Source organism: Fructobacillus sp. CRL 2054, from assembly GCF_028764065.1.
In the GTDB taxonomy this organism is placed as follows: Bacteria; Bacillota; Bacilli; order Lactobacillales; family Lactobacillaceae; genus Fructobacillus.
The window spans coordinates 1-10,119 of record NZ_JACOFN010000017.1 but is presented as its reverse complement, the minus strand read 5'-3'; the positions used below and the strand labels follow the sequence as shown (position 1 = coordinate 10,119).

At 46.1% G+C, this 10,119-nt stretch carries 11 protein-coding genes; 2 read left to right on the top strand and 9 right to left on the bottom strand.

The window, feature by feature from the left end:
- The first annotated feature begins 97 nt into the window (after positions 1–97).
- Positions 98–421, top strand: a complete 324-nt coding sequence (locus H7198_RS06845) for a GNAT family N-acetyltransferase (RefSeq protein ID WP_276057429.1) — start codon at positions 98–100, stop codon at positions 419–421.
- Between the two features lie 52 nt (positions 422–473).
- Here H7198_RS06845 and H7198_RS06840 read toward each other — a convergent pair whose 3' ends face one another.
- The 3 genes from H7198_RS06840 to hisS form a co-directional block, all read right to left on the bottom strand.
- Positions 474–1,340: a YitT family protein gene (locus tag H7198_RS06840; RefSeq protein WP_274458999.1), complete on the bottom strand. Its 867-nt coding sequence runs from the start codon at positions 1,338–1,340 to the stop codon at positions 474–476.
- 255 nt (positions 1,341–1,595) lie between these two features.
- Positions 1,596–3,383, bottom strand: a complete 1,788-nt coding sequence (gene aspS / locus H7198_RS06835; RefSeq protein WP_274458998.1) for an aspartate--tRNA ligase — start codon at positions 3,381–3,383, stop codon at positions 1,596–1,598.
- Positions 3,383–4,690 (bottom strand): histidine--tRNA ligase, encoded by a 1,308-nt coding sequence (gene hisS, locus H7198_RS06830; protein WP_274458997.1) that lies wholly within the window; start codon positions 4,688–4,690, stop codon positions 3,383–3,385. Before hisS ends, aspS begins: the two co-directional genes overlap by 1 nt.
- A 410-nt stretch (positions 4,691–5,100) precedes the next feature.
- Between hisS and H7198_RS06825 the strand changes: the two genes are divergently transcribed.
- A complete protein-coding gene (locus H7198_RS06825; protein ID WP_274458996.1) occupies positions 5,101–6,216 on the top strand; it encodes an SLC13 family permease in 1,116 nt (371 codons plus the stop codon).
- A gap of 44 nt (positions 6,217–6,260) precedes the next feature.
- On the opposite strand, the gene H7198_RS06820 is transcribed toward H7198_RS06825, so the two are convergent.
- The 6 genes from H7198_RS06820 to H7198_RS06795 form a co-directional block, all read right to left on the bottom strand.
- Positions 6,261–6,848 (bottom strand): uracil-DNA glycosylase family protein, encoded by a 588-nt coding sequence (locus H7198_RS06820; RefSeq protein WP_274458995.1) that lies wholly within the window; start codon positions 6,846–6,848, stop codon positions 6,261–6,263.
- 18 nt (positions 6,849–6,866) lie between these two features.
- Positions 6,867–7,838 (bottom strand): amidohydrolase family protein, encoded by a 972-nt coding sequence (locus H7198_RS06815; RefSeq protein ID WP_274458994.1) that lies wholly within the window; start codon positions 7,836–7,838, stop codon positions 6,867–6,869.
- Positions 7,839–7,946: 108 nt separating this feature from the next.
- Positions 7,947–8,132, bottom strand: a complete 186-nt coding sequence (locus H7198_RS06810) for a hypothetical protein (protein ID WP_274458993.1) — start codon at positions 8,130–8,132, stop codon at positions 7,947–7,949.
- 45 nt (positions 8,133–8,177) lie between these two features.
- Positions 8,178–8,675: a YbhB/YbcL family Raf kinase inhibitor-like protein gene (locus tag H7198_RS06805; protein WP_274458992.1), complete on the bottom strand. Its 498-nt coding sequence runs from the start codon at positions 8,673–8,675 to the stop codon at positions 8,178–8,180.
- Positions 8,676–8,723: 48 nt separating this feature from the next.
- Positions 8,724–9,047, bottom strand: a complete 324-nt coding sequence (locus tag H7198_RS06800; RefSeq protein ID WP_274458991.1) for a branched-chain amino acid transporter permease — start codon at positions 9,045–9,047, stop codon at positions 8,724–8,726.
- Entirely contained in the window at positions 9,044–9,724 is a 681-nt protein-coding gene (locus tag H7198_RS06795) for an AzlC family ABC transporter permease (protein ID WP_274458990.1), read from the bottom strand. Before H7198_RS06795 ends, H7198_RS06800 begins: the two co-directional genes overlap by 4 nt.
- Positions 9,725–10,119 lie beyond the last annotated feature (395 nt).

Genomic DNA, 10,119 nt, shown 5'->3' with positions numbered 1-10,119 from the left:
GGCATCTTTGAATTCCTGTGAGTAACGTGGCCTTTTAGTCATGTGCTGATTTCCTTTTTAGTCTTGGGATAATTATACAGTGGACGATGCATAAAATCTGTCCATTTTATCAGCATACGAGCACAACCACATCGCCTACATCGAAAACGGTGTCTGCTTGGCCTACGCCCGTCTCTTTAAAGAAAAGGGCCACCCCCACTTTGGTCGTGTAGCCACCGCCCTGGCCGCCCGTGGTAAGGGTTACGGTGGCGAACTGATTCGTCAAATCTTGGCCAAGTCCGAAGCTCTCTGGCCCGGTGAAAAAATCGAAATCGAAGCCCAGCACCAAGTTGTTGGCCTCTACGAAAAGTTTGGCTTTGAATCCGTTGGCGACACTTTCGTTCTCGAAGGCATCGTCCATCAAAAGATGGTTCAAAAATAAAGAAAACGAGCAGTCCCAACCCAATGGAAATGCTCGTTTTTTTATATTTAAATTATGGTTCCGGCTCAAAGAAGCGACCACCAGTGTGTTCGACCTTTGATTCAGAATAAAAGGCGTGCTTATCAACTTCGTGAATCGCCTCTCGTAAATCAGGCAGTTCGTGTTGCGTCACAACGGTTAACAGAACGGACTTATTCTTACCAGTGTAGCCACCGTGGGCGGCATCAATGATGGTAACCCCACGACGCATCTTGCGCTGAATGTGCTCACACATTTCTTCAGGACGGTCCGTCACAATCATCTCTTGCACTTGCTGTTGTTGCTTGTAGAAGACGTCGATGAAGTGGGCGGAAACAACAACTCCAATGATGGAGTACAAAGCGTACTGCCAACCGTAGGTCAACCCTGCCCCAATCATAATTAAGGCGTTGAAGGCCAAGTTAACCGATCCGACTTTGGTATGGTACTTCAACTTGAAGAGCATCCCAATAATGTCCAAACCACCGGTTCCAACACCGCAACGCAAGGCCGTTCCAACGGCCATTCCGTTCAAGCCACCACCAAAGATGGCACAGATCAAAGGATCTGGCGTCAACACCGTCTTCGTCGCAAAGACTGGCACGAAGAGCGCGGACAGGATAACCGCCAGGGCTGTGAAAATCGCAAAGCGCTTCGATAGCTTGAAGGCCGCAATAATCAACAATGGCAAGTTAGCCGCTGCAATTCCGACTGAAACAGAAATCCGGCCGTCGGTCACCGTATCGATTAACTGGGCTAAACCAGTGAATCCGGATGAGTAAATGTGGCCGGGCTTCCAGAAGTAATTCAGGGCGATAGCCAGGATAACACCGTACAAAACGGCGCCCATGAACTGGTGGTAATAAAAGTGATCTAATTTTTTATCGACTTTAGATAGCATGATTTTTCGCTAAGTTAACTTGGGCCAATGACCGTTAGTCCCTAGCGTTGTTTGACCAAATGGCAGCCTGGTCCTTGGCTGGTTCATGGCATAGGCATGAACTACCCTTATATTCTAACAAGACTAGGATAAAATTGGGAATAAAATTCAAAAATGTACCAAAAATAAATATTTGTCACATAAATAGGATATAAAAACGCTCCCTACCGGTCGCTAAAACCGCCGTAGAGAGCGTTTTGTACTTCAATTATAAGTTCACTTATCTTCTGAAGTTTGTTCGTCCGCTTCCAATCCCAATTCAGCTAATTGCTTAGCACCGACAGGTGTTGGCGCTTCGGTCATTGGTTCCGTGGCCTTTGAGTTCTTAGGGAAGGCAATCACTTCACGAATGTTGTCTTGTCCAGCAAGCAACATGGCCAAACGGTCCAAACCAAGGGCAATTCCACCCATTGGTGGGAAACCGTATTCCATGGCTTCAAGCAAGAATCCGAAAGCTTCTTCGGCTTGTTCGTGCGTGAAGTCCAAGGCACGGAGCATCTTTTCTTGGATGTCCATACGGTGAATACGGATTGAACCAGAACCCAATTCGTAACCGTTCAAAACCAAGTCGTAAGACTGTGCGTGGGCCTTGTGTGGGTCTTCCCCTTCATCAAGGTAGTGCAAGTCTTCTTCGTTTGGCATCGTGAATGGGTGGTGAGCTGCAATCCAACGGTCGAAGTCTTCTGAATACTCGAAGAGTGGCCAGTCAACGATCCAGGCAAAGCGCCATGGTGTTTCTTGGTCAATCAAGTTCATTTCCTTGGCAGTCAAACGACGCAAGGCATCCAATGAAGCGGCCACGATGTCGGCACGGCCAGCACCGAAGAGCATCAAGTCGCCGGCCTTTGCATCGGCTGCCTCAACCAAAGCCTTAGCGGCATCATCGTCGAAGAACTTGGCGATTGGGCCAGTCAAACCTTCGTCAGTCACCTTCAACCAAGCCAAGCCCTTGGCACCGAAACGTTCGATGTATTGACCAAGCTTGTCGATGTCCTTACGTGAGTAATGGTCGGCAGCACCAGGTACGGCCAAGGCCTTCACAACCCCACCGTCCTTAACAGCGTTAGCGAAGACTCCGAAGTCAGAGTCCTTCACAACGTCAGACAAGTTCTTGATTTCAAATGGGATACGCAAGTCAGGCTTATCCGTACCGAAGCGGTCCATTGATTCCTGCCAAGTCAATCGTTCGATGTCTTCGACCTTTAAGTCGTAGTTGACAACGTCCTTCATGATTTGTTGTACCCAGTGGGCCACGATGTCTTGAATTTCAGAAGCGTTCAAGAATGACGTTTCCAAATCTAGCTGTGTAAATTCAGGTTGACGGTCCCCACGCAAATCTTCGTCACGGAAGCAACGGGCGATTTGGAAGTAACGGTCAAATCCTGCTCCCATCAACAATTGCTTAAAGAGCTGTGGTGACTGTGGCAAGGCGTAGAAAGAACCTGGGTAGATACGTGAAGGAACCAAGTAATCACGGGCACCTTCTGGCGTTGACTTGGCCAAGTATGGCGTTTCGATGTTGATGAAGTCATGCTCTTCCATGAAACGGTAGGCAGATGACATAATCTTTGAACGAACGCGCAGGTTGTGTTGCATTTGAGGACGACGCAAGTCCAAGTAACGGTACTTCAACTTCAATTCTTCGTTGGCGTTGACATCATCTTCGATGTCGAAGACAGGCGTCTTTGAGTCGGCCAAGATTTCAGCCTTTGACACCTTCACTTCGATGCCACCAGACTTAATCTTGTCGTTGTGCTGTCCTTCTGAACGAGCGACAACTTCACCTTCAACGGCAATCACGTATTCGTTACGGGCCTTTTGAGCCACTTCCAAGGCTTCGGCTTGGTCAGCTGAGAAAGTCAACTGGACGATTCCTTCACGGTCACGCAAATCAATAAAGACCAATTCCCCGAAGTTACGACGCTTCTGTACCCATCCGGCCAAGGTTACCTTTTGCCCGATGTATTGTTCATCAACTAGCCCTGCATATGTGGTGCGCTTCATTATTCTGCCTCCTCTGCCACTAATTCAGCAATGACTTTTTCAATTTGTTCGCCGACTTTGTTCATGTCCATATCGGCTTGATGACCAGTGATCATGTCCTTCACCTTCACTTGACCAGTTTCAACCTCGTTATCACCAATTGTAATAACAAAGCGGGCCTTGCGACGGTTGGCCGCCTTAAACTGAGCCTTCATGGAACGACCGGCGAAGTCGAGATCCGCCTTGAAACCAAGGTCACGCAAGTTCGTTGCCAATTCCAAAGTCTTGGCACGACTCGCATCCCCAATGTGGGCCAAGTAGAAGTCCAAGCCAGCATCTTCCAAGTTCAACTGGTTTTGTGCTTCAAGCAAGGAAATCAAACGTTCCACACCAAGTCCAAATCCGATTCCTGGCGTTTCAGGACCACCGAATTCTTCAACCAAGCCGGAGTAACGACCACCACCAGCAATGGTTGCAGCCCCCTTCAGGTTAGGGTCAGTCGTCATCACTTCGAAGATGGTGTTGTTGTAGTAGTCCAAACCACGAACCATGGTCTGATCCACTTCGTATTGAATACCAAGGTCGTCCAAGTAAGACTTCACGGCCGCAAAGTGTTCCTTTGATTCTTCTGACAAGTAATCAAAAATCTTTGGTGCATCGGCGACGATGGCTTGGTCATTCTTATCCTTTGAATCCAAAACACGGAGTGGGTTCTTTTCCAAACGAACCTGTGAGTCCTTTGACAATTCCGCTTCGTGTGGCTTCAAAAAGTCAATCAAGGCCTGACGGTAGTTAGCACGCGATTCTTGGTCACCCAAGGTGTTCAAGGCCACCTTAAGGTCCTTTAGTCCAAGAGAAGACAAGAACTTAACGACCATCGTAATCACTTCGGCATCCAAGCTTGGTTCTGTTGAACCAAAGGCTTCCACACCGATTTGGTGGAACTGACGGAAACGTCCGGCCTGTGGTCGTTCGTAGCGGAACATTGGGCCCATGTAGAAAGTCTTGTATGGCTTTTCGTGTTCTGGTCCAAAGAGCTTGTTTTCAACGAAGGCACGCACAACGCCGGCCGTCCCTTCGGGACGCAAGGCCATGTGACGGTCACCCTTATCGAAGAAGTCATACATTTCCTTTGTCACGACATCGGATGTATCACCGGCTGAACGTGAGAAGAGTTCGAATGCTTCAAACATTGGCGTACGGATTTCCCCGTATCCATAACGGGAGAAAATCAAACGGGCCTGTTGTTCGATACGCTGCCAGGCGAGAACGTCTTGTCCAAAGAGATCGGCTGTTCCCTTTGGCTTTTGATAATTTGCTTTTGCCATGTATATATTATTGACGCCTATGCGTCGCCTCCATTAAGTTTCAAACCAGTAACCAAAAAAGCGCCCCTAGAAAACGTAGTTTCCTACATTCTCTAAGGGCGCTCGGGCGCGGTACCACCTTACTTTCGTGTGCATGCACACGCTAGGTATCCTTAACGCGGATAGACGGCTGGGTTAACAGCGCCTCTATAGGTGTCATGAACAAAGCCTTGCCTGACTCTCAGCAACCGTCAGGTCTCTTTTTCAAGGATTTTTGCTCTTTCCCTTTTCATCGGTTATTCGTTGCTCTTATTGTATTGCAGTTTTAAGGGCCCTGTCAAGAAAAATGACAAGTTAAGAAGACTTTTTTCACCAAGTACTCATTACCAGTCGTTCTATCGTTATAATAGAGAAAGCAAAAAGGAGCAACCATGCAGCGAATTCTACATAAACTACAACATGATACCCTCTTTTTATTCACAACGGCACTCGTCCTACTCTGCGCGTGCTTCGGGAGTATTCACTTCAAAAACGTTTCCTGGGAAACGGTTGAATCCCTCCTGGCCCTCTTAGGACTGGTGACACTCCTTCAATCCTTAGGCTTCATCGAAGCCTTAGCACGCTTTTTTATTGAAAAGTCTAAAAACACCCGTGATCTCGTCACCGCTATCTTTCTTCTATCATTCTTCTCCGCCATGGTCGTCACCAATGACGTCGCCATTCTAACCATTGTTCCACTGACTTTTGCCATGGCTAAAAAGGTGATTTTTCCCACCGTCAAAGTCGCTTCGCTGGCCACCGTTTATGCCAACCTTGGTTCAGCGATTTCACCCATCGGGAACCCGCAAAACATCTTCCTGCTGGCTCACTACCACAACAGCCCGATTGACTATCTCATCCCCGCTGCTTTATTGGCACTACTCGCCTTAGTCTCCATGCCAATCTTTATCAGACGAACACCAAACCGTCAGCTACCAGCCATCCAGAAGAAATCCGTCATCAGGGAAATGAAGAAGTGGCAGTATTACTTACTGGGCATTACTACCTTGCTCATTCTAGCCATCTTAATTAGCCACCATGGTATTTTGCTGGCCCTCGTCCTGACCGTGCTACTACTCGCCTACTACCATCCCCGTTCCTTCCAAGAAGTCGATTACGGCGTGGTTCTCTCCATCATGAACTTCTTCCTACTGGTTGGCGCCATCACGGCCATCCCCTTTATCAAGGAAGGGCTCACAACGATTGGCGAGCATCCCCTCCAATTGCTTGGGACTGGAATCCTGCTTAGCCAAGTCATTTCAAACGTTCCCGTCGCCGCCCTGCTCGCACCCCTGACCTCTCACGCTGGTATCCTCTACCTGGCCGTTTCAGTCGGTGCATTTGGAACACTGATTGCCTCATTAGCGAACCTCCTAGCCTTCCGCCAGGTCAAGGCCAACGCCATTGCCCGAGTTCGCCAGAACTTCATCCTGCACTTCACCTACTACAACGTGATTTTTTTGGTACTTGGCTCATTGCTAGCCGCCATTTATGTCATCTTTATTTAGTCAACAAAAAAGGAGCTTCCAAGTGGAAACTCCTTTTTCCGTACTTATTTTGTCGTTTTTTCTGGGCCCAAAATCTGACGCACCCGCTTCTGCAAAGCTGGCACAACATCCTTTTCATACCAAGGGTTCTTGGCCAACCAGATGTTATTACGTGGGGATGGGTGCACAATTGGGAAGTACTTTGGCCAGTACTCCTCGTAGTTGCGAATCGTATCCGTAATCTTGGCCGATGACTTTTGATGCAAATAGTAATGCTGCGAATAGGATCCAACCAGAATCGTCAACTGACGGTCGGCCATTTGGTCGAGGAGTTGGGGATGCCACTTCTCAGCAATTCCCTTACGTGGTGGCTTATCTCCAGACTTCGCCTTACCAGGGTAGTAAAAGTCCATTGGAATAACGCCAATATCACCGGAGTCGTAAAACTCTTCCTTAGATACCCCTAACCATTCACGGAGTCGGTCACCAGAGGCATCGTTCCACATAATCCCTGTATTTTGCACACGCAATCCAGGCGCCTGACCAATAATGACAATTTTAGCCGTTTTAGGCGCATTAAAGATTGGATTCCAACCTTTATCCGTGAACTCCTTGTTCATCGGATCCGCTTTAATTTCATCAAATAGTGACATAACGTCCCCCTTTATCTCTTATTTCAGAGCCGGGTCTTTAGCCTGTGCTGCCGCGTCCACTGCCGTCTGCTTGAAGTAGACTTTATCCGCATTATTATATAAAACATCCGCTAGTTCTTCGCCATCAAAGAGTTCCGATGCCTCCAACCAATTGGCCAAATTCTCATAGGAATTAAAGGTAGCCGACCATGGCGAGTCCGTTCCCCAAATTAAGCGCTTAGCCCCCAAGACTTCCTTAGCCAAAGCAACCGTCTGCTGGCACTTAGGGTATGGAAAAGTCGTATCGGCCTGAATATCTTGAATAGCCGATAAATCAACGTAGAGATTTTCATGTTCCTTAAAGAGTTCCAAGGCAGCCCTCAAACGGTTCAAGTGCTCTTCCGAAGGGAAGGACAAATGACAAACAACAAAGTCCAGCTTTGAATACCGTGCTGCCAAGTTGGCAATCGCTTCCGGCTGATAGGAAACCTGGTCATAAGAACCATAGTCGACTGTCACCGTGAAGCCTGGATAATCCGCCAAGTAGTGGAAGATTTGCCCTACTCGAGCATCCGTATCCAAGCGGAAAGGTGTATTGCCATGGTAACCGTGCAAGCCGCCACCCTGAGAAATCTCAAACTTAATGGCGCGAAATCCCAGTTCTTCAACATGGCGCTTCACGATTGCCATCGCATTGTCAGCAAATGGGTCAACCGAGAAAGCCCCAATAAAACGTTCTGGGTACTTCTTAATCATTTGGTAGCTGTAGTAATTTTGGTAGCCATTCAAAGAACCTTGAAGCAAAACAGCCTTTTCAACGTCAGCCTTATCCATCAGTTGCATGGCTGCTTCCGCTGTAAAGGAATCATCCCCAGAGCCTTCTGGGATCAACTGAATAACAGTCCCATCATCCCAGATGGCTTTCCCATCACCTAAAGCATTCAAACGGCCCTTCCCGTTCAAACCGGCAATGTTGCGGACTAAGTGTAGGTGTCCATCAATTTTCTTCATGAATGCCTCCCTAGATAAATTCAACTCTATTGTACACTTTCTAAGCTAATCTGTTTAGATAACAAAAAGCCCTACTAGTGTTCTCGCCAGTAGGACTTTTTAACTTACTTATGAAAAATAAGCCGCGTTCAGAATTAATACCAACGCACCAATTCCAAAGATTACCGTTCCCCAGAATAACTGAGAAATGACCGAACGGTCACCGAAGTACAAGCGCAGCAGTGGCGCTGTACTTCCAAAAATCAGCACAATAATACCAACAAATACAAGGCCGAGGCCGATGAGTGATAGCATGAATGGAATCCTTTCATCCGTCTAGTCTAAGAAACGGTTACTAGTTTATGACTGTGCCAAAATCTCAATACTGTCTTCTGCTAATACATGACCCTTCATGGCCTTCATTAGCTCGTTCAAGTAAAAGCCATTCGACAAATCCAACTTCTTATCAAGAGCAAAGACCGTCAAAGTATAATCGTGATCACAGTTAGGTGGCATTGGGCCACCGTAATGTTGAGTAATGTTCACACCATAGTCAGGATAGAACTTTGAACCAAAGCTATTCTGCCCTTGAATCAAATTCGCATCCTTTTGAGAAGCATCTTCGGCAATTGACGTAACTGGCCCAAATCCCATGGCCAACCAGTGAATGAATGGGAATCCGCAAACCGGAACCGCATCATAATCGATTAAGGTAAGGGCCAGGTCCTTCGTGCCTTCTGGCAATTCATCAAGTTCAATTGGAAATGAGCAAACGGGGATGCCAGATTGGCGGAATTCTTCCGGTGCAAACTTACCGTACTTATCAGGTAAGTAGCCGGAGTATTTTTTAATCTTCATCGTTCCCTCCTTTAGTATTTCTAATACTATTCTACCAACATTGCCTAACTAAGTTAAGTAAACAAAGGCCACGTAAGAAACCGTTCCCACCAAAATGGAAAGTAGCATGTTTTTCTTATAAATGTGCACACCGACAGTCAATAGGCCAGCAATGGCTGCTAAGAAAGTATCATAGTTCGGATGAAGCAGCTGCGTCTTGTAGCAGTAAACCACCAGAATACCAAGAATGGCAGGAGGTAAATTATCACCTAAGTAGCTAACAAAAGCAGGCGTTGGCTTCTTACTGTTAAAAATCACAAAGGGCAAAAATCTGGAAGCCATCGTGGTCAAAACAGCAATGGCGATCGTACAAATCTGTTCATTCAATGTCATAGTTGCTGCTCCTTTCGATAGCGGATGTAAAGAACCCCAACCATCAAAAGCATTGAAATTGGTAGGAAGTATTCTAAACCAAAAATAAAGAGTGAAGCAAGAGCTAATACAATACCAGTTAACGAGTTAAAGTGCTTCTCTTCATTGACGTACTGATCCATGAATAGCACGATAAAGAGCGCCACCATGACAAAGTCGATTCCCTTGATTTGGAAAGTGATAAGAGAGCCCAACAAAGCACCTGCCATGGTTCCCATTACCCAGTAAAAATGGTCAAGCAGTGTCACGTAGAAATAGAATTTCTTCCTATCAACGTCTTCTGGCAGCTTGGTGGCATAGTTAATTGAAAAGGACTCATCAACCATTCCAAAGAGCAAGTATACCTTTCGCCAACCAGTGTTCTTATAACGCTCCAACATGGAGATACCGTAAAAGAGATGGCGAGAGTTAATGATGGCCGTTAGAAGCAAAACTCCCCATGGATTAAAGGCCTTCAGCAGTGCGTTCCCCACCACGAACTCAACGGATCCACCAAAAATGGTCATGGCCATCAACGTTGGATACAGGAAGTTAAAGCCTAACTGGTTCATGTACAAACCATAGGCCATCCCTAGAAAGGCAAAACCGGCAAGAATTGGAATTGTTTTTTGAAAAGCTAATTTAAATTCACAGTTCATTTCGTTCTCTCTTATCATGAAGTAGCACCGCTGCAACTTCAAATTTTTTCAATAGAAAAACTCTTAAAAATCATGAACGGTTTTTAAGAGCTTTATTAGTTTAATCATGGAAATTAATAATTCTTCCATAAAAGCGCTTACTAAAGTATTCTAACAGGTTTCAATTTTAATTTCATCGAATTCTTTTAGTTAATTAAAAAAGCAAGCACTATATAAGCACTTGCTTTAATTTCATTATTCTCTGAATGAGAATATTTGAAATATCGATTTGCTCGTATGTCAATAAGTTAGACACTTTTTTTACATCACTAGGTTCGATTCATAGGTATGAATCCGTTCATGATTATATCGATGGATATAGCGTGATATTCGCGTAACCAGCTCAAATTTACTCT

Coding starts and splice junctions, on each gene's coding strand:
- H7198_RS06810 (WP_274458993.1), bottom strand. CDS start 8,132: ATGCTATCACTCATCGGCCTCGGCCTTGTATTTGTTGGTATTATTGTG.
- H7198_RS06795 (WP_274458990.1), bottom strand. CDS start 9,724: ATGAACTGTGAATTTAAATTAGCTTTTCAAAAAACAATTCCAATTCTT.
- H7198_RS06825 (WP_274458996.1), top strand. CDS start 5,101: ATGCAGCGAATTCTACATAAACTACAACATGATACCCTCTTTTTATTC.
- H7198_RS06815 (WP_274458994.1), bottom strand. CDS start 7,838: ATGAAGAAAATTGATGGACACCTACACTTAGTCCGCAACATTGCCGGT.
- H7198_RS06800 (WP_274458991.1), bottom strand. CDS start 9,047: ATGACATTGAATGAACAGATTTGTACGATCGCCATTGCTGTTTTGACC.
- hisS (WP_274458997.1), bottom strand. CDS start 4,690: ATGGCAAAAGCAAATTATCAAAAGCCAAAGGGAACAGCCGATCTCTTT.
- H7198_RS06840 (WP_274458999.1), bottom strand. CDS start 1,340: ATGCTATCTAAAGTCGATAAAAAATTAGATCACTTTTATTACCACCAG.
- H7198_RS06820 (WP_274458995.1), bottom strand. CDS start 6,848: ATGTCACTATTTGATGAAATTAAAGCGGATCCGATGAACAAGGAGTTC.
- aspS (WP_274458998.1), bottom strand. CDS start 3,383: ATGAAGCGCACCACATATGCAGGGCTAGTTGATGAACAATACATCGGG.
- H7198_RS06805 (WP_274458992.1), bottom strand. CDS start 8,675: ATGAAGATTAAAAAATACTCCGGCTACTTACCTGATAAGTACGGTAAG.